The organism is Enterococcus sp. DIV1315a, assembly GCF_051712325.1.
GTDB classification, from domain to species: Bacteria; Bacillota; Bacilli; order Lactobacillales; family Enterococcaceae; genus Enterococcus; species Enterococcus faecalis.
Genome location: NZ_JBIOOS010000001.1, coordinates 865,794 through 890,732, shown reverse-complemented (window position 1 = coordinate 890,732; position 24,939 = coordinate 865,794). Strand labels below are relative to the sequence as shown.

The following is a 24,939-nucleotide window of genomic DNA, read 5'->3' as shown; positions in this document are numbered from 1 at the left end:
ACGTTTCAACTCCTATTTTTTTAGCCATTCTTCCCATTGTTCTTTTAATTTTGCCACTGCTTGTCCACGATGACTAACTTTATTTTTCTCTTCTCCAGACAATTCAGCTGCCGTCTTACCAAGCTCTGGAACATAGAAAAGTGAATCGTACCCAAAGCCTCCTTCACCACGAGGAATCGTACCGACTTCTCCTGGCCATTCAGCTTCGACCACCAGACTTTCTTTCTTTGGTTCAGCAAAAACCAATGTACAATGGAAACGCGCTTGTCTTTTTTCTTTTGGCACGCCCGTTAACTCGTGCAATAGTTTCGCATTATTTGAAGCATCGTTAGTTGGTTCACCAGCAAAACGAGCAGAATAGATTCCCGGCATTCCCCCTAACGCATCAACAATTAATCCTGAATCATCTGCTAATACTGGTTTCTGTAAAATTTCTGCAATTGTTTCAGCTTTTAGACGAGCATTTTCTTCAAATGTTCGACCAGTTTCTTCTACATCTGGCAAATTCGGATAATCTAATAACGTCTTAACCGTATATCCTTTTTCACCAAAAATTGAACTAAACTCTTTCGCTTTACCAGGATTTCTAGTTGCAATGACAATCACTTTCTCTTCTGAATCTTGCGAAGGGACTTCTTCAGAGGCTAAAGCATAAAGCGCTTCTTTCTGATACGCAATTAATTCCTCAATCCCTGTTTTTCCATAAAAGAGCATGGCATTTAACTCATCTCCTGAGAAGGTAGCTTCTTCACCCGTTCCTTGAATTTCCACAAATTCACCAGACTCGGTCATCACGATGTTCATATCCACTGCAGCATTCGAGTCCTCTGCGTAATCTAAGTCCAGCACACAATAACCATCGGGTAAAATACCCACGCTGACAGCTGCTAAATGCTCTTTAATTGGGTCTTCCGCTAGCACACCAGTCATCAATAAATGATTGACTGCTAAGCGTAGAGCAACAAAAGCGCCTGTAATACTAGCTGTACGGGTTCCCCCATCTGCTTGAATCACATCACAATCGACAACAATGCTCCGTTCCCCTAACTTTTCTAAGTCAACAACAGCTCGCAATGACCGCCCAATCAAGCGTTGAATCTCCATTGTTCGCCCTGTTAATTTTCCTTTCGCACTTTCCCGAATATTTCTTGTGTTCGTCGCGCGAGGGAGCATGCTATATTCAGCTGCTACCCAACCTGTTCCCCCGCCTCGTAAAAATGGGGGAACCTTTTCTTCGACAGTGGCTGAGCAAATTACTTTTGTATCGCCAAACGAAATAACCACCGAACCTTCTGGATGTTTAAAAACATTGGTTTCAATAGTGATCTTTCGCAATTCTTTTGGTGCACGACTATCATGTCTAATCATTTTCGTTTCCTCCTAAGTGAATCTGTTGTGCTTTTAAGTTCTCTATACCAAGCCAACTGCTTGCAATCTCTTCAAACATTTTTGCAGAACCAGTTGTATAAAATTCATGGGGCTGTGTAGGCGCTTCAGGCGTGTGGGCAATGTCAAAATAATCGAGAAGCATGCTAACTTCGCCAACTGTTTCGGCTCCTGAGTCAATTAATGTCACATGACTCCCCATCACATTTTGAATCACCGGACGTAACAACGGGTAATGGGTACAACCTAAAATCAACGTATCAAGTCCTTTTAATTGTAGTGCTTGAAGTGTTTCTGCCACAATTTTTTTTGCTACGGAAGAACGATATTGATTACTTTCAACAATGGGGACAAATTTAGGGCAAGCTAAACTAGTCACCTCAATTGCTGGCGCCTTACTTTTAATGGCGATTTCATAGGAAGCACTTTTGATTGTCCCTAACGTACCTATGACACCAATTTTGTTATTTTTTGTGACTTTAACGGCTGCTCGTGCACCAGGTAAAATAACACCGACAACTGGAATTGGCAAGGCAGCTTTAATTTCTTCTAATGCGACAGCCGTCGCGGTATTACATGCGATTACTAGCATTTTTATTCGTTTTTTCAATAAAAAATCGGCCATTTCCCAAGTAAACTGAACGACTTGTTCGGCTGGTCGTGGGCCATATGGGCAACGGGCTGTATCTCCTAAATAAATTAATCGTTCATTTGGTAATTGTTTTAGCGCTTCCTTTAAAACAGTTAATCCACCAACGCCAGAATCAATTAATCCAATGGCTTCTTGATTGCTCATTCTCATCCTACCTTTGCCTTTTATTCACTGCCTTTATTTTCTACTTTTTAAGGACTATTGTCAATTTTTCCTGTTTTGCTCTCATTTATTTCTTTTTTTGAAGGAAATCTTTTTCGATTAAAAAACTAGTAATTCATTTTTTTGTATGTTATAATTCCTAACATTAAGAATACAATTAGAAATACATTTGGTTAATTTAATTTAAATAACATGTTTCTCACCGAATCCTCTGTTATCTTTTCTACCAAATGATTGCAAAGGAGACTGCCTATGATTTCTTTAGAACATGTAAATAAGTATTTTGGGGAGCATCACGTTTTAAAAGATATTACTTTGAATGTAGAGCAAGGAGAAAAAATTGTCATTATCGGACCCTCCGGCTCTGGCAAAAGTACATTAATTCGGTGTATGAACCAATTGGAAAAAGTCAATGATGGTTCCGTCGTAATTGATAACATTGACATCACCAAACCGAAGGCACCCATTCAAAAGGTTCGCCAGAAAGTTGCCATGGTCTTTCAAAATTTTAACTTATATGCTCACAAAACGATTATTGATAATTTAACGTTAGCACCGATTAAAGTGATGGGCGTTTCTAAAGACGAAGCGGTTCGTACTGGCATGGAGTATTTAGAACGGGTCGGCTTAGCTGATAAAGCGTCTGCTTATCCTTCGCAGCTTTCTGGCGGGCAGCAACAACGGGTCGCTATTGCTCGTGCCTTAAATATGCATCCTGAGATTATCCTTTTTGATGAACCGACTTCGGCACTTGATCCAGAAATGATTCAAGAAGTTTTAGATGTAATGGTCGATCTTTCCAAACAAAATATTACCATGGTTTGTGTCACACATGAGATGGGCTTTGCTCGTCAAGTGGCTGACCGTGTAATCTTCATGGACCAAGGACAGATTATTGAACAAGGAACGCCTGAACATTTCTTTACAAGCACTGAAAACCCTCGTGCAAAAGAATTTCTAAGTAAAATTATTCATAACGGGTAATGAATAAAAAACAAAAAATTGGAGGAATGAAGGAATGAAAAAACAAAATAAATGGCTGGCTGGACTCTCCCTACTTGTATTAGCAGGCATCATTGTGGGCTGTGGTAGCGGCAACAATGACTCAACTTCCAAAAGTGCTTCATCAAACAAAACGGTCACAGTAGAACAATTAAAAAAAGCAGGGAAAATTAAAGTAGGTGTCAAAGAAGACATTCCTAATTTTGGCTATATGAATCCTGATACAAACAAAAATGAAGGAATGGAACCAGATATTGCACGCTTGATTGCGAAAGAAATTACCGGCAGCGAAGAGAATGTGGAATTTGTGGGCGTGACAGCGAAAACGCGCGGTCCCCTTTTAGACAATGGTGAACTAGATATGGTAATTGCTACATTTACAATTACTGATGAACGTAAAAAGACTTATAATTTTACAACTCCTTATTATACAGATGAGATTGGTTTCCTTGTGCGCAAAGAGGATAACTTCTCAAGCATGAAAGATTTAGACGGAAAAACAATCGGCGTTGCACAATCTGCTACGACAAAAGAAAACTTAGAGAAAAAAGCGCAAGAGGAAGGAATCAAATTTACTTATCAAGAATTAGGTTCCTATCCTGAATTAAAAACAGCGTTAACTTCTAAACGAATTGATGCATTTTCAGTGGATAAATCAATCCTATCTGGCTATGTGGATGGCAAGACAGAAATTTTAAAAGATGGTTTTTCGCCACAAGAATATGGAATTACCACAAAGAAAGCAAATACTGAATTAAATGATTATCTAAATGGTTTAATTGAAAAATGGGAAAAAGACGGCACACTAGAAAAAATTTATCAAGACTGGGGCTTAAAAAATTAATCATTCCTAAGACTTGAAGAATCAAAAATTTTAGGAGGGATTTTTATGTTTTTGTTAGCCAATATTTCCTGGCTTGAAGAAGGGCCATTTGCCTTATATCGTTGGGAAGCTTTATTTCAAGATTGGCGAATTTTTGGTCAGGCTTTTCTCTATACTATTCTGCTTTCTTTAGGAGCAATCTTAGTCGCCTTTGCTTTAGGCATTTTCTTTGGCAGTTTATCAGCGACCAAAAGTAAACTTTTACACGCAATTAGTCGTGTCTATGTAGAATTTTTTCAAAACACACCTTTGTTGATTCAATTTATCGTAGTCTATTATGGCTTTCCTCTGCTAAGCCCGCTGCTTTCATTTTCTATTACTACGATTGCCATTCTGTGTGTAGGCCTCTATCATGGCGCCTACATTTCTGAAGTGGTTCGCTCAGGAATCGGAGCTGTCCCAAGAGGGCAATTTGAAGCGGCTTACTCCCAAGGATTAACGTATGGTCAAACGATGCGGTATGTGATTCTACCACAAGCATGGCGGATTATGTTACCGCCTTTAACCAATCAAGTCGTGAATCTAATTAAAAATACGTCAACAGTTGCCATTATTTCTGGCGCTGACGTAATGTTTGCTGCCAATAGTTGGTCGTCTGTCAACTTGAACTATATTCCCGCCTTTGCGCTTGCTGGTTTCTTATATTTCATTCTTTGCTTCCCATTAGCGAATTTGGCTAGAAAAATGGAAGAAAAAAATAAGAAAGCATATAGTAGATAGGAGGAAAACAGATGCCTTTTTCAGAAGAAATGCGTCAATTACTGACAGCAAATAATTTTCAATTTCTATTTAACGGCTTAAAATTGACGCTCTATATTTCCTTCGTCTCAATTATTTTGAGTACGATTTTTGGCACCATTCTAGCCGTTTTGCGAAATCAAACCCATGGACCACTGAAGTTACTTGCCAGTATTTATGTAGAAGTGGTGCGCAATATTCCAAACTTATTGTGGATTTATGTTATTTTTTTGATTTTCAAAATCAAATCCACTCCTGCTGGAATTGTGAGTTTTACTGTGTTTACCACCGCTGCTTTAGCGGAAATTATTCGTGGTGGTTTAAATGGTGTTGATAAAGGACAAATTGAAGCGGCGCGTTCTCAAGGGTTTTCAAATTGGCAAATTCTTTATCATATTGTTTTGCCTCAAGCCATTCGCAATGTTTTACCAGCGATCGTTTCTCAGTTTGTTACTGTCATCAAGGATACAAGTTTCTTGTATTCCGTGATTGCTTTACAAGAACTCTTTGGCAAATCTTATATCTTAATGGGGCGCTACGCACAAACAGGACAAGTATTCACTATTTACGGAATCGTCGCCCTTATTTATTTCATTATTAACTTTAGTATCTCACAATTTTCACGTTGGCTTTCACGAAATTGGGCGAAAAGTTATTAATGTAGTTAAAAACAGGAGGCTGAGACAAAAGTGTTTAGCTCCAAGAAATAAGAAGGAATTTCCGAAAATTGTTCTTTAATTTTTGGAGAATTTCGGCTTATTTCCGAAGGAGCTGCTTTTGTTCAGCTGATTATCTTAAGATTTAGAAAGTGGGGCATAAGTCATTTCGACTTATGCCCCACTTTCCTGTTTTTATTTTATCTTACTTCTACTTGATGTTTTTCAATTAGCGCTTTTTCAACTTTTTCCATTGAACGGTTAATTTCTTCATCCACTAATGTCGCTTCTGCATTAACGAAAGTTAAACTATACGCCATTGATTTTTTGTCAGCGCCTAGTTTTTGACCTTGATATACATCAAATAAATGAATCTCTTTCAAATATTTACCTGCGTTATCTGAAATAGTTTTAACTAGTTCTTGATTAGTAACTGTTTCATCGACTAATAAAGCAATATCTCGAGAAACTGCTGGGAATTTAGAAACTGCTTCATAAGTAACCCCGCCTGCTTCTGTAGCTACTAATTGTTGCAAGTTTAATTCAGCAACATATGTTTCAGGAATATCGTACGCTTTTGCTGTCGTTGGGTGAACTTGTCCGACAAAACCAACCACTTCATCTTCTAAATAAATCCATGCTGTCCGGCCTGGATGCATTTCTGGAATCGCCGTTGTCGCTTGATAACTGATTTTTTCTGTTAATCCTAAAACAGCTACAATACTTTCCACTAAGCCTTTTACTGTATAAAAATCAACGGCTGTTGCTTTTGTTTGCCAATCTTTAACCATTGTATTACCAGTTAAAGCAAGTGCTAAGTGATTTTCTTCTGTAGGTAATTTTTTTGTTGGATCTTCTGTTTGGTAGAAAACGCGTCCTACTTCGTAGAAGGCGATATTATTATTTTTACGTGCCACATTGTATGCGACATCATCTAATAAACCAGAAATTAAGTTCATACGTAACACAGAACGCTCTTCACTCATTGGCCATTGCAAACGTGTTGTTTGACTTTCTTTCATCATAAATTGACGGGATTTTTCTTCTGTTGTCAACGCATAGCTGATGGCTTCACTCGTACCATGACCTTCCAGTAAGCTCTTTAATTGGCGCGTAACATGTTGTGCTTTGGTTAGACTTCCAGCAACTGTTTCTCCACTTGGCAATGTTGAAGGTAAATGATCATATCCATAAATGCGCGCCACTTCTTCAATAATATCTGCTTCAATCGCAATATCCCAACGTCTTGGTGGAATCGTAATTTCATATGCGCCTTGATTTACTTCATAAGCAAAACCGAGTGCTTCAAAAATTTCATTCACCGTTGCTTCATCTAATGCAGTGCCTAAATATTGGTTGATTCGCTCTAAAGTCACAGCTACCTGCGCTTCTTTAACGGCCACTTCAGAACCAACTGCAGTGCCTGAGACCACTGTTCCGTTGGCTAACTCTGCAATCATCGCGGCTGCCACATCACAAGCTAGCCCAACTGTCGCTTGGTTGATGCCTTTTTCAAATCTACTTGAAGATTCACTCCGTAAATTGAATTGTTTAGACGTTTTGCGAATAGACAATGGATTGAACAATGCCGCTTCTAAAGCCACAGTTGTTGTTTCTTGACTGATTTCAGAATTAGCCCCACCCATTACACCGGCTAAGCCGACAGGCGTTTTTCCATTCGTAATGACGATATTTTCTTCTGTTAATTGACGTGTTTCACCATCTAATGTAATTAGTTTTTCTGCTGCTGTTGCTCGACGAACCAAGATTTCTTTGCTATCTAATTTTTGATAATCAAATGCATGCAATGGTTGACCAAATAATAATAAAATATAATTTGTCACGTCCACCACATTGTTAATCGGACGGATTCCTTCATTCATCAATCGATTTTGCAACCACTGAGGACTTTCTGCAATCGTCACATCTTTAATGACACGAATTTGATACGCTGGTGCATCTTGTGAATCTTCAACAGTCACTGTTACGTAATTTTCCACGTTATCTGAAGCATCTTCTTTGAGTTTGGGATCATTAAACTGAGGCGTTTGACGATAAATTGCGCCAACTTCATAGGCTACCCCTCTCATACTTAATGCATCTGCACGGTTTGGTGTAATTGATAATTCAATAATCGCATCATCCATGTCTAAATAAGGGAAAACAGGTGTCCCATTCACTGCTTCTTGAGGTAAATAATAAATCCCTTCAGCGTAGGCTTTTGGTACGACATTATCTGAATATCCTAGCTCTTCTAACGAACAAATCATTCCGTTAGAGACTTCGCCACGCATTTTACCTTTTTTAATTTTTTGATTTCCTGCAATTCTTGAACCAGGTAACGCCACGATGACTTTAATTCCGGCTTTCACATTTGGTGCTCCACAAACAATTTGTGACAACTCTTCTTCACCGATGTCTACTTGGCAAATTGATAAGTGGTCAGAGTTTGGATGAGGAACACATTCTTTTACTTCACCGACAACAATTTTCTTTAATCCTTCTTCAGGTACAGCAACGCCCTCAACTTCGATACCTGTCACAGACATTTTGTCCGCTAATTCTTGCGGAGTAACGTTTGAAAGATTAACATATTCATTTAACCATTTATAAGAAACTAACATTTTTCAACTACTCCTTTACCTTGAATTGATTTAAGAAACGTAAATCATTTTGATAAAAATTACGGATATCATTTACACCATAACGTAACATAGCAACGCGATCTGGTCCTAAGCCAAAGGCAAAGCCTGAGTACTCTGTTGGATCAATCCCTGACATTTGTAACACATCTGGATGAACCATCCCCGCACCTAAAATTTCAATCCAACCTGTATGTTTGCAGACGTTACAACCTGCGCCGCCACATTTAAAACAGCTAACATCTACTTCGACTGAAGGTTCTGTAAAAGGGAAATAGCTAGGACGTAAACGAATTTTACGATCTTCACCAAACATTTTTTTCATCATGACTTCTAACGTCCCTTTTAAATCACCCATTGTGACATTTTTATCGACAACAAGGCCTTCAATCTGATGGAATTGGTGACTATGTGTCGCATCATCTGTATCACGACGGAATACTTTCCCAGGAGAAATCATTCGTAATGCACCTTTTGAAAAATCGTGTTTTTCCATTGTTCGAGCTTGAACTGGTGAAGTATGCGTACGAATTAACATCTCATCTGAAATATAAAACGTATCTTGCATGTCGCGTGCCGGATGATCTTTTGGTAGATTCATGCGTTCGAAATTATAATGATCGGATTCTACTTCGTATCCTTCCACTACTTGATAACCCATGCCTAAGAAAATATCTTCAATCTCTTCCATAACTTGTGTCAAAATATGACGTGTGCCTTGAGGCATTTGTTTCCCAGGTAAAGTTACATCTAAACTTTCTTCTTTTAGTGCCGCATTTAACGCTTCGTTTTCTAAAACAACTTTGCGCGCTTCAATTGCTTCGGTTAATAAATCACGAATTTCATTTGCAAAGCCCCCCACCACTGGTCGTTCTTCTGGTGAAAGGTTTTTCATGCCTCTTAATACTTCGGTGATTGGCCCTTTTTTCCCTAATGTTTCTACGCGAATTTGGTTTAATTCTTTTAAAGTAGCAACTTGTGCGATTTCTTTGAGCGTATTGTCTCTAAGAGCTTCTAATTGCGCTTGTAATGTCATTATGCGTTCCCCTCTATCTTTTATTTAAACTAAAAAAAACGATAACCCATTCCTTTCAAAGGAACGAGCTATCGTGTTACCATCCTAATTCATAACAAATTGTTGTCATGCACTCATTTCATTTAACGGCAATTACCGGTTTGCTTTCTTCTTGAAAACAAACAAACTCAGGAAGTGAATTTCGCTTGGTGACTGTGTAAATCAGCTTCCAGTCTCTGGCTGACTCTCCCTAAAACACGTCAATTCAAACTACTTGTTTCCATCACTGTTTTTTTAGTTATTTAATTACGTTTAGTTTACAAGAAGTTTTGCTTGCGGTCAACTGCATTCTTCGTCTTTTACCCATTTTTCTGCCCAATGTTGAATTTGTTCCATTGCTAATTGCAAGTCTTCGCCTTTTTCGGTCAGGAAATATTCTAAGCGATTTCCTTCACCGCAACGAACAGCTTTGGTGATAATTCCTTCAGCTTCTAGTTCCTTCAATCGCTCTACTAAGACACGATCACTTAACATTGGAATTTTTTCTTTTAATTCGCCAAAACGTTGAGGACCTCGTTCTAATAAAACATCAATAATTAAACCATTCCATTTTTTACCAAGTATTGAAAATGATTTTTCAAATTTGGGACAAAGTACAAACGATTCTGTTTTTACTTTTTCCATCTTCCTCACCTCTTCAATGAGTATAGCACATTCCTTACAAAATGTAAGTGTTTCTGCTTCTAATTTTTTCTACTTTATAAAATCTACAACATTTCCTGTCTGCATGTCAATAATTACTCCTCCATTTAATAAAATTAAATAGACGTGCGACACTTCTTTATGCGTTGCCTCTTGTAGCGCTCTACGATAAAGATTCATCTGTCCGCGATACCGTTCGACAATTTCAGAAATCGCTTGGGGAGAGGTGCTTTTTACATGATCGGTTTTATAGTCATACAAAATGCATTGATTGTCTAATTCGATATAGCCATCAATAATCCCATGAATTAATAAATCATCTTGTGTCGTTTCTGGATAATTTTGAATGAGCTCTTCTGCTTCAATCAGCATAGAAAAAGGTTGTTCCCTTCTAACGGTTTGATGGTGTTGAATCAATTGTTTTCCTAAGGCGGTGTCAAAGAAGGCCACGATTTGTTCCAGATTCATTTTTTCAGCAATTGCTGGTAAAATCAATTTATTTTCCACTAAGCGTTCTTGAACAGCTCGCACTTCCTCGTAAGAAGGTTGCTTACTTAAATTAATTAGTTGTAATAAATAATGGGTTGCTGTCCCAATTTCAGCTGCTGAAGGCGCTTGAACCGTATCTAAAAATTTAGGCTTACTTAAATCTCCTTCAATCATTCGATTGACAATCAACGGTTGCGCTTGAATAGTATTGTCTTCCCGAACCTCAATTTTACCAATTTCTTTGTTATCGGGGTCATCAAATACTCGCTTGATTTCAGAAACAGACTGATAACTGGTGGTCCGAGTAGCCACTTCAAACGGATAATTGAAACTTAACCGCGCAAGACCACGATTGATTTTGTCAGCAGATAATTGCGCTTTTTCGGCTAAATCCTCTGCTTGTCTTTCTGGCAATTGTAATTGCTGAATGGCTGCTCGTAGTTGTTCTTCGTTGAACCACTGAATATGAAAGTTAGCTGGGTGCTTTTTGACTTGCGGAACGTTACTTACTACTACTTCTTGCTGATATTCATCGGCTTTTTGATGGCGTACCAATGTCATCCCAACCCAATTCATTAAACTACTTTTACTTTGCAAGCGATTTTCAGCTGGTAGCACCAGTGTTTCTACATCGCCAACTTTCAGCCACTCTTTCCACATCGCCGCTTGGTCTTTATAGGAGCCCACCAGAAAAAGTTTCTGTTCTGCACGTGTCAACGCCACATATAACTTCCGCATTTCTTCAGATAGTAATTTTCTCAATCGTACTTGTTTAATCGCCAAAAATGGTAAAGTATCGTACATAACTCGTTCTTCAGGTTGTAAATAACGAATGCCTACCCCTAAATTTTCTTCAAAGATATAGCGTTCATTCAAATCACTGACATTAAATTCTTTGGTCATATCTAAAACGAATACCACCGGAAATTCTAACCCTTTACTAGCGTGAATCGTCATGACGCGTACGGCATTCTCTTCACTTAAAACGACTGGTTCTGCTAAATCTTTGTCTTTTTCTTGCATTTTTTCGATGAAGCGAACAAATTGAAATAATCCGCGGAAGGTTGTTTTTTCATACGCCGCGGCCCGGTCGACCAACGCATATAAATTGGCTTGGCGTTGTTTGCCAACAGGCAACCCGCCAACATAATCAAGATAGGCCGTTTCCCGATAAATTGTCCACAGCAAGTTGCTAAGCTGGTTGCGTCGAGCCTGTTCCCGCCATTTTTCTAATGATTCAGCAAAACGTATAGTTTTTTCCTGAACAACTGCTTCCTCCATGGTTGGTTCCATCTTTTGATTAAACGTTAAAAATGCTTCGTAGTAACTGGTTTCCTTATTAGCCAAACGAATAAGCACTAATTCGTTTTCTTTTAATCCAACAATTGGTGAACGTAACACAGCTGCCAAAGGAATGTCTTGATAAGGATTATCAATCAATTGAAGCAAGGCAATCATTGTACGAATTTCCGTTGCTTGGAAATAATTTTGAGCATCATTGACTTGAACTGGAATTTCTAATGATTTAAAAACATCTAAAATAGTTAAATTATTTTTCTTCGTAGGCGTTAATAAGACAATATCTTGATACGTAATCGGTCGATCCGTTTTCAGCTTTTTATCATAAATTAAGAAATTTTGGTCAATTAATTCACGAATTTTCAAAGCAGTAACGTAAAGTTCCCCTTCTGTCTTATCTTCAATCAACAACTCAGGGGATTGTAATTCTGGAAATTCAACTGATTCTGTTGCTTTTTTTTCATAAATTAGCAATTCAGTTGAATAATCAGCCGCCTCCGAAAATTGATCAAAACCATGAACCAAAGCAGCTGACTCATCGTAAGCAATTTGGCCCACTCGCTCATCCATTAATTGACTAAATACTAAATTCGTAAAGTCTAAAACGTCTTTGCGGGAACGAAAATTTTCAGCTAGAATAATTCGTTTGCCCTCTTTGCCTTGCCCATACTGATTGTATTTTTCAATAAACAATGTAGGATCTGCCAAGCGGAAAGAATAAATAGACTGTTTCACATCTCCTACCATAAAAAGGTTTCCTTCTGCGCTAAGCGGGCGGCGCAACCAATACAAAATAGATTCTTGTAATTGATTGATATCTTGGTATTCATCGACTAACACTTCATCAAATTTTTCGCGATAGTAAACCGAGGCTTCTGATGCATGCCAGCCATCTGCCTGATTTTTCGCTAAAATAGCTAACGTATAATGTTCTAAATCGTTAAAATCCACTAAATTTTTAAGCCGTTTTTCTGCGCCATAGGCCTCCATAAATTGTTTCCCCACGTGAGCCATTTCTTGAACAATGGGCGTGGCCTCTTTCAAGACTTGTTTCATGGCATCTGGAGAAAGTGTAAACAGTTGCTTTTTCAAATCATTTAACGCTTTTTTATTTTGTTCTCGCAACTGTTTGGCTTGTTCCGCGGTCGGTTTCAACTCTTCGGCACGAACTATTGGGTAGCGGTCAAAGCTTAACAATTCAGTCAAATTATAGGCGCTTTCTAAATCATTTCTCTCTAAAAATTGTAAAAATTGTTTTGTTTGTTCCTTTTCATTTTGAGCTAAATACCAAATCTTTTGAAGTTTCTCTTCGCCCTCTGTTAAGGTCACCATTTCTTCGTAACGCTGAAGAGTTCGTTGTAACGTCTCAACGGCTAGCGGTTTTAAATACGTCTGAAATAACGTTGATTCGCCTAGCTGATCCCCTACTTCGTAGGCTTGTGTTAAGCCATTAATCCACGCCTCTGGATCAGGATTGGCTTTGGCAAATTCATAAAAAGAAAAAATTAAGTTAGTGAGTCCGTCATCACTACGATCATTGGAAAAATTCGCTGTTAATTGGTAAAATTCTTCTTGATTTTCCGCATAAAATTGTTCACGTAATGCATCCCAAACATCTTCTTTTAATAACAATGTTTCTGTTTCATCTGTTAACATCCGAAAAACTGGATCTATGTCAATTAAATAATAAAAACGACGAATAACAGTTAAACAAAAGGCATGTAACGTGCTGATATTGGCTGTTGGCAAAAGAGCAATTTGACGAGAAAAATGCCGTCTTCTTTCTGGATCTTGTTCTTCATTCATTGCCTTTTGTAAAGCCACTTGGATACGTTCTTTCATCTCACGGGCGGCGGCTTCAGTGTACGTCACAATCAAGAGACGATCGATATCGACGCCGCTTTTGACTTTTTCAATGACACGGCGGACTAAAACAGTGGTTTTTCCTGAGCCAGCCGAAGCAGAAACTAAGATATTTTCATCGCCATCAAACACCGCTTGCCATTGACTGTCGGTGAATTGCTCATTGGCTGGACGTAGTGGAATTGTTTTACTCATCTTCGGTTGCTCCTTCCTCATCTTTGTTTAACAAGCGCGCCATGATTTCCTCTTTGGATAAATTCTCAATACGATGATAATTATTTTCTTTTAACATCACATCAAAATCACAGACACTTCGAAACGGACAATAGCGACAAGCAATCCGTTCCTTGCCTTGATAAGCGGGATTAAGTTGAACTTCGCCGCCAATAATTTGATTCCCCGCTTCAATAAATTTATTTCGGTTATGGGAAAGCAACGCGCCTAGTTCTGGTTCTGTCACAAATTTATCTTCTTGGCGACGACCAGGTTTAATTTGTTCTTTGGCTGATTCTTCAATCGGAAACAGCAACGAACTTTGTTTAGCTTGCAGACTCGTATCTAAATGATCCAATAAATCTGGGTCTTTCATCAAAAGACCATCAAACTGATATTTTTTAAGCATTTGTTGTTCAATGTCGTCTTTGCCTTCATAAGATAACGTAGGATTGTGTACATGCAGATAAAGTGAGCCAGCAGGTTTAGCTTCTTGACCAACTAATTGCACAGCATCCATTAAAGCCACATCCAAGTACGTCAGCATTTGCATGGCTAAGCCGTAATACGCTTCTGTCATATTAAATTTACGGTGACTCGATTTATAATCAATCACACCTAAATAGGTTGATTCGGGGGTAACCAATTGATCAATCCGGTCGATTTTCCCCCGAACATGAATTTTCCCTTGATTTTTTAATGGTAATTCCAAACCAGAAATTCCTTTTTTAGCGGCAATTTGGCCAAATAACACTTCTGTTTGAACAGTCGTCATGCCACTTCGTTGGCTTTGGCGTTTCAGCGCCCAACTGACTTTTTTAATTGTTTGACTCAATTGATAGCGAATATAGTTCATGCGACTAGAGGTCGTTAATACAGAAAAACGTGCATCCCCTAAAATACTATTTAGTACTTCCTCCGCCAATAAATTGACTTCCTGATCGGTTAATTCAGATAAGTTCCGTTGATTCATAATCAATAATTTAAAGAACTGATCCAATGCTTCATGGAAAAATTCCCCTGTAGCTGCTGGCGAAAGCCCAAAGACATCTCTTTCTTTCAAACGTAAGCCATAGCGAGAAAAGTATTGATATTGACAGCGATAAAAACTCTCCATCCGAGAAACGGATGTATAAATATCTTTACCATATAAAGGTTCTGCTAACACCTCATCAATCTTTTCAGGAATATTTTGATGCGTTAAACTTTCGAAAACTTGCTTGGCTAGCGGCGCAATTGATTGGTTCATTAGCGCTTTTTCCATATTTAACCAGAAAGGCAACAATCCTTCTTGTGTTTCTTTCCGTTGTCTTTTCAAACGCGTTAATTCACCGATTAACGTCCGATACGTACTAATATGGGCTAAACTGGTCGTTTCATCATCGAAAATGGTTGTTTCATTTTTTTCAAAAACGGGCAAGTTTAAATCTTTTTGGATATTTTTAAAATAAGGAGACGGTTTGACTTCTTGAGCGGTGTCTTTAACACTTGGATAGGTTAAATATAACCGTTCTCGCGCTGAAGAAAAGACGAGATACGCAACAAACGGTTCTTGCGCAATTTTGCGCCCAGTTGTCCCACGTAAATATTGGTTTTCCGTTAAAGTATCATTGATTGTCTGACGTTCTTCATCAGACAATAGTGTTTTATTTTCAATCTTTTGTGGAAAAATTTCTTCCGTCATCCCAATAGCAAAAGTAACCTTGGCAGCGCCAGGTCGAGTTAAATCCATTGCGCGAACTTGTACTTGGTCAATCGCTGTCGGCACTTTACTATAGTGCAAACCTTCCAAGCCACTAACAAATATTTCTTGAAACGTTGTAAAATCAAACGAACTTTCTCCGTAAACAGTGACGTATTCATCTAGTAATGACATCAATGCATCCCAAGTCTGTTCATGGTTACGAGCTGTTTCTAGTTGACCTGCTTCGATAGCTTGTAAGCGCCACATTTTTAATTGTGTTGCCACACCACTTTGCAGTAAAAAGTGATAGAAGACGGTCGCTGCTTCCAAACCAGTTTTGGCACTTATCATTGCTTGAAAGTAACTAGGTAGCAGCCGTTGAAGCGATTGACGAATCGCATTTGACTCTTCTTCCATCGTAGCGACATCTTCTTGCTCTTCCGCTTCAAAATCATACCGAATAAATTCCCAATCTTTTTCTTGTGACCAATAATAACCTTCATAGCCGTATGCCAGGACTACATTTTCGGTAATATCAACTTTTCTGCGCCAAGCGTTCCGTTGGTTTAACCAATCAGTCAAGCTTTCTTCAGAAGTAGCGTGTTGATTCATTGGCATAAATAATTCCGTTCTCAAAAAACGGAGCACATCACGATAACGATAATTGTACGAATGAATAGCAAATAAAGATTCAATCCATTCGACTAAAGGATGCCGATCCATAGCCATATCTCGGTCGACATAAACAGGAATCTCGTGTTCCGCAAAAATCGGTTCTAATAAATTTTCATAACAATCTAAATCACGAGTCAACACCTGAATTTCTTTGTACCGATACCCTTCTTCCACCACTAAACGGCGAATTTCGGTTGCAACATGTGTTAATTCTTCTTTAACGTTTTCAGCACGCCACAGAAATAAGCCATCGCCCCTCCAGTCAGTTGTGCTTAATGGAGGCAGGTGTTCTTGCGATTGAATCCAATAATCGTTTAATCCTTGCAAGTCTGGATTTGTAATTAATACCTCTTTCTTTTCCACATAATCTGAAAGAATCGGGATTTGCTTCTGTCTTGCTAGTTGATAAAGCTGATGATAGGTTTGTCCCGCTTCATAAAATAACGACCGCGGATCAGGTAAGTCATGCGGATATTGTTTGTCCAATAAGAGGGCTACTTTCACAGAACCTGCTTGCGCCATTAGCACTTCAATCAACTTTAATTCTCTGGCGGTAAACTGCTGATAGCCTGAAATAACGAATTGAACATTCGACAAATCAACCGTTTGTAAATACTCGCTTAAATGTTGAATAATCTCCGCTGATTCATAGCCATACTGACTCATTTGCAATTGGAATCGCGTAAAAATTAACGTTAAATCTTGAAACTTAAGTTGTAAATCTTGTCCTTTAGGGTTCTCCATTTGTTTTTCTAAAAATGGATAAAGCTCCGCAATCTCAATATTGCCTTCGCGCATTTCTTGATAAAGCTGAAATAGTTGCTGAATAAAGCCAGGCTTGTTAATTTCACCTCTAAAAATTTGTAACTCTTCTTCTGCTTCTACTAAAATTTTGCGGAAAATCATCGCAGCGCCTGCATCAGATAAAACATCTGCCGAGTAAAAAGGTGTATGTTGTAAATAGTACCAAGCCAAACGATAAAAACTAAAAACCTGCAGACGGGTACTGGTTATTGAATCAGACGTAGTTGTCTGTAATTGACGTAACTTTTGCAAGACTTGAATTTCTTGCTCAAACTTAATATGGTTCGGGACTAAATAGAATACTTCATGCTGTGCGTCTTCCTCTAGCCATTGTTTTGTCGCCTGTATAAGTGGCGCTTCTAAATCTGCCACAGCGGTTCCTCTAATAAACTGCACACTCATGGTTTCACATCCTTTTCCTTTGCACTGCCTTTATTTTACCACAAAAGAAGGACGGAAACATGTGTTTGTTTTTACACATTTCCGTCCTTCTCTTTTACTCATTGTCTCTTTTATTGTTTTGACACTTCTGGTATTGGACCAAACCGTGAGAATGGCCACATCACAAATTTCACTTCACCCAAAATATCTTTTTTATGAATAAAACCAATGACACGACCGTCTTTTGAATTCCGTCGATTATCACCTAAAACAAAGTAGCTATCTGCTGGTACTTTTTCTTTTAATGAAAAATCGCCTGTCAAAGGTTGACCATCTGTTAAGGCTTTTTTAAATTCATCTAAATAGGGTTCGTCAACTTCTTTTCCATTGATGTACAACGTATCATCCTTGTACGCAATTGTATCTCCAGGTAAACCAATCACACGTTTAATATAATTTTTATCTGGTTCATCTGGCGCTGGGAAAGTAATAATATCGAAACGATTAATTTCTGTGTTTTTTAACGTAATTACCCGTTCACCATCTGCTAACGTTGGATCCATTGAATGACCTCTCACTACGACAGGCGTAAATACAAATTGTCTCAGTAAAAACAGACCCAAAGCTAAACAGGCAAAAAAGACGACTGTTTTAATTAATTCTTTTGATTTCAAACTCATTCCTCCAAAAACCTTATTATCTTATGTCTCATATTCTACCACAAAGTAAATCAATCCTATAGTGCTTAACACCCAATTAATTTTTATGTACGCTTTTTTTACAAAATGGTCAGAAAAAAAACGTATTTCTTTCAAATTTGATTCTTACTTTTTTGATCCTGCTCATAAAAAAAGCATAATCAATTCTAAAAAGGGCTGAATTGATTATGCTTCTAGCGTTTTAGCGATCCATCACAACCACGTAACAAACTTCTAAAGGACCATGCAACCCGACAACCAGTTGCATTTCAATATCTCCTGAATTAGAAGGCCCTGAAATAAAGTGAATCGCTGAGCCGATTTTTTCGCCTTTTTCTATTTTTTCTGTATAAAAAGCTGCTGGCTGAGTCGAACGTGGAACGAGTTTGCTAAACGGTATAATTGAAATGTAATGCTTCGGTAAAAAATGTAAGGCTCTGCCTTGTCCCGCATTGGACTCCACCACAATCGTTCCTGATTCAGCTAGTAAAAACTCAGCAAAGGCAATCGCGATATTTGCCTGAGCAGCTGTTTGAATATTCGCTTCTCGTTGCTCACTTCCAGGTTGCCATTGCTTAACAGAAACAGCCTCTAATGACTTAGCTAAATCAGCTAATCCATAGGCTTCAAAACGTGCATCTGTTGGCAATAAAAGATTGCCCCCACCAAACTCAGCAACAATTTGCTGAATCGTCGTCAGTAAATTTTCTTGTGTGGTTTCCACTAAGTTCGTGTGAATCGTTTCCACACGCTCCTTCACAATCGTTAATAGCTCTGCTGGTGTTTTATCTGCCAACTGTTCTTCTGGTAAATGATTAACTGGCTCAAATGGCTGGGCCGAAACAGGCTGTTTTTCTACGCCTAATTTTTCTCGTAGATTTTGTAAAAAAGGTTCTCGATTTTGAATCGCTTCGTTAGTCATTTTTTTCACCTTCTTGATGTTTTTTGAACCAACTTCTGAAGTTTTCTGAAGATTTTGGTGGTCTTGGCAAATCACGAACATCGGTCCAGCCTTTTACTAACCCTGGTCCTTTATCAAGGTAGCCCCCATGATTGTACATGTTTTCAACAGTAATGTCTTTTTGTTTACTTAAAATGCCCACTGCAGCATGATCGACTTTCATGGCTGCTTTAAACATTGCTGGTGAACCAGTGGCTTTGCCTACCATACGCATTTGGAAATCTTCGAATCCATGTTTCATTTTCAGATCATCGGTCATCACTTTACGATGTTCAATTAATAATTCGTGCAATGGAATTTTCACAGGACACGTTTCCGTACATGCCCCACAAAGACTAGACGCATAAGGCAATTCCCCAAACTGTTTATATCCACCTAAAATTGGAGAAAGCACAGCACCAATTGGTCCTGGATAAATAGAGCCATAACCGTGCCCTCCAATATGGCGATAGACCGGACAAACATTCAGACAAGACCCACAACGAATACACTGTAAGACTGGCTGAAAGGCTGTTCCTAACGCTTTTGAACGTCCGTTATCCAAAATGACCACGTGAAATTCTTCTGGACCATCGGATTCATCCGCATTTTTTTGCCCGGCAAACGTCACATACGTTGTTAAATTTTGACCAACGGCACTTCTGGCTAAAAGGTTATCTAAAACCTCTGCTTCACGCATTGTTGGTACGATTCTTTCCATCCCCATTAACACGATTTGTGTCTTAGGAATACTGATGGTCAAATCAGCATTTCCTTCATTTGTATTTAAGTTAATTAAGCCGCTATCCGCAATAGCGAAATTACAACCTGTAATGCCAATCTCCGCTTCCAAAAAGAATTTGCGCATCACTTCTCGTGCACAGCGTGCCAAATTTACCGGGTCATTATCTCCTTGATACCCTAATTTTTTCGCAAAAACCTGACGAATCTGTTCGCGATTTTTATGAATACTTGGGAAAACAATATGTGACGGCTCATCCCAGTCATCCATTTGTAAAATGAATTCCGCCAAATCTGTTTCCATCACACTAACATCGTCTAATCCCAATAACATTGGATCTATATCGACTTCGGTCGTCACCATTGATTTAGATTTCACAATTTTTTTCGCCTTTTTTTCTAGAACCACTTGCTTCACATATTCATTGGCCTCTTCGGCGGTTTGAGCAAAAAAGACTTTGCCACCTCGTTTGGCAACGTTATCACTGAACTCTTCTAAATAGTCAGGCAGATACTGAATTGTATGTTGGCGAATTTGTTCTCCCAGTTCACGCCATTGTGGCCAATTGCCTAAAGCTTCCCGCGCACCTTCTCGTTTCTCCCATTGGGCATCTTGTGCTTTGGCGACAGCCTTTTGCATAAACACATCTTTTTTACTTTCTTCAATTCGTTCACTTAACGGCTTATTGCTCGTTGATAATCCCACAGTTCTTCCCCCTTACCCTACCGATATGATTTGCGGTTGGTCCATGCGTGCTTCATCCACTTCGTGATTAAGGACTTCTGCAATATGCATAATCTTAATCTTTTTCCCATCACGATTGAATTTACCCCCGATATTCATCAGGCAACCCATATCCGCACTAATTAAAATTTCTGCGCCTGTATCAATCACATCGTTCATTTTTTCCGTCACCATTTGTTCAGAAATAGCTGGCATTTTCACTGAAAACGTTCCGCCAAATCCGCAACAATTTTCAAGATGTCCTAAAGGAATCATTTCTAATCCTTTCACATGATCCAACAAAACAAAGGGTGATTCTCGTTCATTTAAAATTCGCGTCATATGACAAGAACGATGATAAGTGGCTTTCCCATATAACGTTGCGCCAACATCTTTGACCCCTAAGACACGATAAAGAAACTGACTAAACTCGTAAGTTCGCTCAGCTAAACGTTGTGCTTTTGGTCCATAAATAGGATCATCTGCTAAAAATTTGTGGTATTCTTTCATCATGCCGACACAAGACCCCGCAGGTCCCACCACATAATCGGCACCGTCAAAACTATCAATTTGATTCTTAAGCGTTGTCGTGCTCTCTGTCACATAGCCACTATTGTACGTTGGCTGACCACAACACGTTTGGCTTGTTGGTAAAACCGTTTCACAGCCATACCGTTCCAAAACCTCTACCATTGCTTGCCCTACATTTGGAAAAAGTAAATCCACCACGCATGTCGAAAATATACTCACTTTCACGCAAAATAACCTCCTCGTTTTCTACGAAAAGGCTCCATGAAATTAATTGGGCGGCTGTCATTAAAAGTCACTTGGCTGTCGTCTCTAACTACTTCACAGTGCCTTTTCAACAAATACGTTATTTGTAACAAAAATCGTTTTTTAAAATGATTCTTATACAATAATTATTTTACCAGTATCTGGTTTTAACAGCAAACGATTCCAGAAATTTTGTGCATTTTCACACAAAAAAGGAGGCTTTTTTATAAAAGTTTCTTTTACCCCCTTCGAAATTCGTTTTTTCTGAAGAAAAGAGTGACGAAATTTTGAAATTTTGGTAAACTAAGAAAAAACGAGAAACGAGGGCCATGCATGTTCATTTCATTTAACATGTTTATTCTATTAATTGTTGCAACGATCCTAATGATTTTTCTGATTATCTATTTGACAGTCACTGGAAATGATAAAAATAATATAAAGAAACAAAAGAAAGAAACAAAAAGAACTACGCCAACTTTAAACAAAAAAACAACCGTTCCCCCTTCTCAGAAGCCAAATGTTGTGACTGATGTTGCAAAAAAGAGCGAGCCGGAAAAGCAAGCCGTACAACGAACACAACAACCAACCACTAGAGAGGACGAGACTTCTCAATTTACACGAAGCCAACGTCATAAATAAAAATGGGACATAAGTCGAAATGACTTATGTCCCATTTTCTAATTCTTAAGATAATCAGCTGAACAAAAAATCCGCTAGTGGTTTCACTTTTTCTTTTAATTAATGATAGTTTATTCTTCTTTTCAGGTGTATACTAAATGATTGAAAAGAGACTTTAACTAATTAGGAAGAGGTGATTTTTTGTCTGCAAAGCGGTTTATTCAATTATTCATTTGTTATGCTATTTCAATGATTGTCGCAATACTTTTAACGGACTTATTTAATTTCTCGAGTCCTATAGCTTATTTAGTAGTGGCTAGTATCATCGGCTATGTAGTCATTACTGTTCCATTAACAATTATGACTCTATTAAAAAATAAAAATTAATAAAAAAATTGAGCGATTTTAATCACTTAAATTGCTCGATTTTTTTATTTTCATAATATTTTTCACTTATTTTTTTCATTTTCATTGACAGAATAGTTGTAATTGTCAGAAAATTGTATATAATAAAGAAAGTTATTTTCATATTATTTTTTTTCAATTAAAGGAGAATCCTATGAGTGAAACACAACAAACAACCTTAAAAAAACAATTAAGCTCGCGCCATATTACGATGTTAGCCTTAGGAGGAGCGATTGGCGCAGGTCTTTTTAAAGGAAGTGGCGAAGCAATTGGTATTGCTGGTCCTTCTGTATTAATCGCCTTTCTAATTGGCGGTGCTGTTCTCTTCATCGTCATGAGTGGTTTAGGAAAACTCGTTTTAGATGGCGGAGACACACATCATGGTTTGTCTGGCTTGGTTCGACCATTTTTAGGTGCACATTCTGCTGATTTTATTGATTGGGTTTATTATTCCATGTGGACAATTAATATTATCGCAGAAGCGGTTGCCGCAGCTTCCTTTTTACAACTTTGGTTTCCTAATATTCCTGCTTGGTTTTTTGTTTTCATTTTAGCTATTTTAACGACGCTCATTAATCTTTACTCGGTTCGTTTATTTGCAGAAACAGAATATTGGTTGGCGTTTGCTAAAATTAGTGTCATCATTTTGTTAATTATTTTTGGTGTTTATCTGGTGGGACAACAAATGCTAGGCAATGGTGTCTTCCCTACTTTACAAAGTATCACCGATCATGGTGGCTTCGCCCCACATGGCATGAAAGGTATTGTTAATTCTTTATTAGTAGTTATTTATTCTTATGGCGGTTCAGAATTAATCGCGATTACTGTCAGTGAAGCAGATGATCCTAAAAAAGCCATTCCTAAGGCGATTCGTGGTGTGATGGGACGGATTATTTCCTTCTATATCATTCCATTATTCTTACTTTTGATTATTTTCCCTTGGAATACATTAGCAGGCACAACGGTGAGTCCATTTGTTATGGTTTTTGAAAAAATGAATATTCCTTTTGCTGCTGACATCGTAAATTTTGTGATTATTTTAGCCTTGTTTTCTTCTATTAATTCTGGGGTATACGCCTCTTCTCGCCTTTTATATTTTCGCTTAAAAGATAAAAAAGGACCCATGAGTAAACTAGCGGTTTTAAACAAGCACCAAGTACCTCAACGTTCAGTTTTCTTCTGCGCAAGTGTTTTATATCTGGGAGTTATTCTTTCTTATTTTGTTGGCGATGAATTATTTGGTTACTTAGCCGGTTCTCTCTCTTACACTGTCTTGCTAATTTGGATTTTAATTAGCGCTGCGGCGTTTGTTCTGTCTTTAAAACGAGGGTCTCTCTTTGAAAAAAGTATTAATCTCCTTGCTTTAATCATTTTAGGACTCATCTTTATTGGCATCTTATTTACAAATTCGTTAGGCGTCACTCTTTTAACAGGTCTACTGTACTTTGTTATTTTCTTTAGTTATCGTAAGAAAAATGATTCCTTTCTACTCTCTGATGAAAGCTAAATAGACCAAAAAAACGAACAGTTTTGTAAGACAACTGTTCGTTTTTTCGATGTTCCATCTCCTTCTTCTTTTGCTATGCTATTTTTGTAAATTGTTAGGAGGAGAAAAAATGAAAAAAATCGGTGCTATTTTATTTATTGGCTTATTGATTGTTGGTGGTTATACAGGCTATCGTTATTATGCAGATACATATAAGGGTGAAAAAGCCTATGCACAAGTTCCTCTAGAAATTCCTGAACGAAAACAAACAGTAGATGACAATCAAAAAAGCATAGATGGCCAATATTCTTTACGCTATCGACTAACTTTTGTTAAAAGTAATGGAAAAACACAAGTCATGGATTACGAACGGACAGACAAAAATCCGCAACCTTTGGAACCAAATGCTTACATAGAAGCAACCATTAGTAAAAAAAGAATCATCCAATCTCCTGTTAAAATTGATAAAAAAGAGATTCCAGAAAAAGCTTTCGCACAATTAAATAACCGAAAAACAACCAGCGATAATTAGTCATCGCTGGTTGTTTTTTTACATGGAATCGCAATTAATTCATAAATAATGGTACGCTGATTTTGCTTAATTTCATGAGAACCAAAAATTTCTTGTATGCGTTGTTCTAAAATTGGAAGTGACCATTGTTCTTCAAAATAGCTGCGGAAAAAGTCTTTTGAAATAGTTTCTGATGCTTCAAAGAAAAATTTTTTTGTGAAAAAAGGTCGCTGTTCTTTTTTTAGAAATGCTTTGTATTTTGCCATCCAATTTAACTGCGGGTTGCTCTCTTGCTCAAAAGGAGAAAACAACGAATCTTGCTCTTCCACTAGCCGAAATATAAGACACCATTCTTCACTTAATTGGCACAATGCATTAACTTTTTCCGGCGTATCCAAAGCAGGGTTCATCGCTGAAAAAACGACTTGAAATTTTTTCCCAGTCTCAATCAGTCTTTCTTGGCTTTGGTGAAGAAAAACAACGTTGCTTTGTGCTTTTGCTTCCGCAATCTCCAACATTCTCTGAGAAATATCGGCTAGCGTATACTCCGTGACTTGCTCTTGAAAAAAAGGTAAATATCGTCCCGTCCCACCTGCGATATCCAGAAATGTCTGACACGGAAAAAGACCTTCTTGGACCAAGAAATCACGTAATTCTCGGGCAATTGGAAATGGCGATTCTTGTTGAATTTCTTCATATTCTTCTGCAAATTCATCCCAAAATTCCGCTAATTCTTGCTCATTATTATTCATCAACAGTTGCCCCTTTCTCTCAATTCTTATAAAAAGTGTAGCAA

20 protein-coding genes and 1 other annotated feature are annotated in these 24,939 nt (G+C 38.0%); of the genes, 8 read left to right on the top strand and 12 right to left on the bottom strand.

The window, feature by feature from the left end; translation table 11 throughout:
* Positions 1-12: 12 nt before the first annotated feature.
* Together rph and racE are read right to left on the bottom strand one after the other, a co-directional pair.
* A complete protein-coding gene (gene rph, locus IGJ03_RS04310) occupies positions 13-1,368 on the bottom strand; it encodes a ribonuclease PH (protein WP_375804677.1) in 1,356 nt (451 codons plus the stop codon).
* Positions 1,361-2,188 carry a glutamate racemase gene (gene racE / locus IGJ03_RS04305; RefSeq protein WP_002358027.1) on the bottom strand — a complete coding sequence of 276 codons (828 nt, stop codon included), beginning with the start codon at positions 2,186-2,188 and terminating at the stop codon, positions 1,361-1,363. The genes rph and racE overlap by 8 nt, the downstream gene beginning before the upstream one ends.
* Before the next feature lie 264 nt (positions 2,189-2,452).
* Between racE and IGJ03_RS04300 the strand changes: the two genes are divergently transcribed.
* From IGJ03_RS04300 to IGJ03_RS04285, 4 genes are read left to right on the top strand one after another with little or no spacing between them, the layout of a single operon-like run.
* The gene (locus IGJ03_RS04300) at positions 2,453-3,184 is read left to right on the top strand and encodes an amino acid ABC transporter ATP-binding protein (RefSeq protein ID WP_002360585.1); all 732 of its coding nucleotides are present in this window, start codon (positions 2,453-2,455) and stop codon (positions 3,182-3,184) included.
* Between the two features lie 34 nt (positions 3,185-3,218).
* Entirely contained in the window at positions 3,219-4,046 is an 828-nt protein-coding gene (locus IGJ03_RS04295) for a transporter substrate-binding domain-containing protein (protein ID WP_002360586.1), read from the top strand.
* A 45-nt stretch (positions 4,047-4,091) separates the two neighbouring features.
* Complete coding sequence (locus IGJ03_RS04290) at positions 4,092-4,805, top strand: amino acid ABC transporter permease (protein WP_002363695.1); 714 nt, start codon at positions 4,092-4,094, stop codon at positions 4,803-4,805.
* An 11-nt stretch (positions 4,806-4,816) separates the two neighbouring features.
* Positions 4,817-5,482: an amino acid ABC transporter permease gene (locus IGJ03_RS04285; protein ID WP_002382114.1), complete on the top strand. Its 666-nt coding sequence runs from the start codon at positions 4,817-4,819 to the stop codon at positions 5,480-5,482.
* Positions 5,483-5,679: 197 nt separating this feature from the next.
* Here IGJ03_RS04285 and pheT read toward each other — a convergent pair whose 3' ends face one another.
* From pheT to IGJ03_RS04240, 9 genes are all read right to left on the bottom strand, one after another.
* Positions 5,680-8,103 (bottom strand): phenylalanine--tRNA ligase subunit beta, encoded by a 2,424-nt coding sequence (pheT, locus tag IGJ03_RS04280; RefSeq protein WP_375804676.1) that lies wholly within the window; start codon positions 8,101-8,103, stop codon positions 5,680-5,682.
* A 7-nt stretch (positions 8,104-8,110) separates the two neighbouring features.
* Complete coding sequence (pheS, locus tag IGJ03_RS04275) at positions 8,111-9,157, bottom strand: phenylalanine--tRNA ligase subunit alpha (protein ID WP_002358034.1); 1,047 nt, start codon at positions 9,155-9,157, stop codon at positions 8,111-8,113.
* Positions 9,158-9,213: 56 nt separating this feature from the next.
* Positions 9,214-9,432: a binding site (T-box leader), on the bottom strand.
* A gap of 43 nt (positions 9,433-9,475) precedes the next feature.
* Positions 9,476-9,820: a winged helix-turn-helix transcriptional regulator gene (locus IGJ03_RS04270; protein ID WP_002358035.1), complete on the bottom strand. Its 345-nt coding sequence runs from the start codon at positions 9,818-9,820 to the stop codon at positions 9,476-9,478.
* Positions 9,821-9,889: 69 nt separating this feature from the next.
* Positions 9,890-13,684 (bottom strand): helicase-exonuclease AddAB subunit AddA, encoded by a 3,795-nt coding sequence (gene addA, locus IGJ03_RS04265; protein ID WP_375804675.1) that lies wholly within the window; start codon positions 13,682-13,684, stop codon positions 9,890-9,892.
* A complete protein-coding gene (locus IGJ03_RS04260) occupies positions 13,677-17,267 on the bottom strand; it encodes a PD-(D/E)XK nuclease family protein (protein ID WP_010777530.1) in 3,591 nt (1,196 codons plus the stop codon). Before IGJ03_RS04260 ends, addA begins: the two co-directional genes overlap by 8 nt.
* Before the next feature lie 110 nt (positions 17,268-17,377).
* Positions 17,378-17,926, bottom strand: a complete 549-nt coding sequence (lepB, locus tag IGJ03_RS04255) for a signal peptidase I (RefSeq protein ID WP_002358039.1) — start codon at positions 17,924-17,926, stop codon at positions 17,378-17,380.
* Positions 17,927-18,146: 220 nt separating this feature from the next.
* Complete coding sequence (locus IGJ03_RS04250; RefSeq protein WP_010777529.1) at positions 18,147-18,866, bottom strand: LutC/YkgG family protein; 720 nt, start codon at positions 18,864-18,866, stop codon at positions 18,147-18,149.
* Positions 18,859-20,331 (bottom strand): LutB/LldF family L-lactate oxidation iron-sulfur protein, encoded by a 1,473-nt coding sequence (locus IGJ03_RS04245; RefSeq protein WP_010777528.1) that lies wholly within the window; start codon positions 20,329-20,331, stop codon positions 18,859-18,861. Before IGJ03_RS04245 ends, IGJ03_RS04250 begins: the two co-directional genes overlap by 8 nt.
* 12 nt (positions 20,332-20,343) lie before the next feature.
* Positions 20,344-21,105 carry a (Fe-S)-binding protein gene (locus tag IGJ03_RS04240; RefSeq protein WP_002360596.1) on the bottom strand — a complete coding sequence of 254 codons (762 nt, stop codon included), beginning with the start codon at positions 21,103-21,105 and terminating at the stop codon, positions 20,344-20,346.
* Between the two features lie 369 nt (positions 21,106-21,474).
* Between IGJ03_RS04240 and IGJ03_RS04235 the strand changes: the two genes are divergently transcribed.
* The 4 genes from IGJ03_RS04235 to IGJ03_RS04220 all read left to right on the top strand — a co-directional run bounded on the left by IGJ03_RS04235 (position 21,475) and on the right by IGJ03_RS04220 (position 24,164).
* Positions 21,475-21,762 (top strand): hypothetical protein, encoded by a 288-nt coding sequence (locus tag IGJ03_RS04235; RefSeq protein WP_016633855.1) that lies wholly within the window; start codon positions 21,475-21,477, stop codon positions 21,760-21,762.
* Positions 21,763-21,942: 180 nt separating this feature from the next.
* The gene (locus IGJ03_RS04230; protein WP_002358046.1) at positions 21,943-22,128 is read left to right on the top strand and encodes a hypothetical protein; all 186 of its coding nucleotides are present in this window, start codon (positions 21,943-21,945) and stop codon (positions 22,126-22,128) included.
* Between the two features lie 172 nt (positions 22,129-22,300).
* Positions 22,301-23,653, top strand: coding sequence for an amino acid permease (locus IGJ03_RS04225; protein WP_016633854.1), 1,353 nt, complete (start codon positions 22,301-22,303; stop codon positions 23,651-23,653).
* 109 nt (positions 23,654-23,762) lie between these two features.
* Positions 23,763-24,164: a YxeA family protein gene (locus IGJ03_RS04220; protein ID WP_375804674.1), complete on the top strand. Its 402-nt coding sequence runs from the start codon at positions 23,763-23,765 to the stop codon at positions 24,162-24,164.
* Here the strand turns inward: IGJ03_RS04220 and IGJ03_RS04215 are convergent.
* Positions 24,161-24,895: a class I SAM-dependent methyltransferase gene (locus tag IGJ03_RS04215; RefSeq protein WP_010822689.1), complete on the bottom strand. Its 735-nt coding sequence runs from the start codon at positions 24,893-24,895 to the stop codon at positions 24,161-24,163. The two genes, IGJ03_RS04220 and IGJ03_RS04215, sit on opposite strands and share 4 nt — an antisense overlap.
* Positions 24,896-24,939: the final 44 nt, after the last annotated feature.